Below are 420 nucleotides of genomic sequence, written 5' to 3'. Positions count from 1 at the left end.
AAAGCTATCGAGCGCAGTGAGGAAGTCCTGACCCCTCAAAGCGGACAAACAAGCAAGTGAGAAGTGAGATGACACGACTCACAGTACACGCCGCGCGCCTAGTGATCCTCCTCGCGTCAGCGACTATCCTGTCAGCCTGCACCTACTTCCACACTGAGGAAACCATCATCCCACGCCCAGAGCTGCTTACCGCCGAGGAAGCCGGAGGCGGAGAACAAACCCCCATTGGCCCAAATGATCTTCCTGCCGCTGCTGACTGCGGGCCCGACGGCAGCACTTACTACTCTGACCCTAGGGGGACGCGTCATGGTGTGCAATACCTTGATGGCGGTCGCAGGATCATTCTTGGGCTTTTAGATAATCCGCAGAGTATCTTTGCGCGTGGCCCTCAAGAGATTAATCAACTTGCTCACAGTGATT

General features: G+C 55.7%; 1 protein-coding gene. It reads left to right on the top strand.

The window, feature by feature from the left end; all coding sequences use genetic code 11:
• Positions 1-68: 68 nt before the first annotated feature.
• A partial coding sequence (locus tag EII11_RS10385) for a hypothetical protein (RefSeq protein WP_133306639.1) occupies positions 69-420 on the top strand: 352 nt, incomplete at its 3' end.

The sequence above is a fragment of the Schaalia canis genome (assembly GCF_003858455.1).
GTDB classification, from domain to species: domain Bacteria; phylum Actinomycetota; class Actinomycetes; order Actinomycetales; family Actinomycetaceae; genus Pauljensenia; species Pauljensenia canis.
Note: the sequence above shows the minus strand (reverse complement) of the source record. Positions and strands in the feature narration are given on the sequence as shown.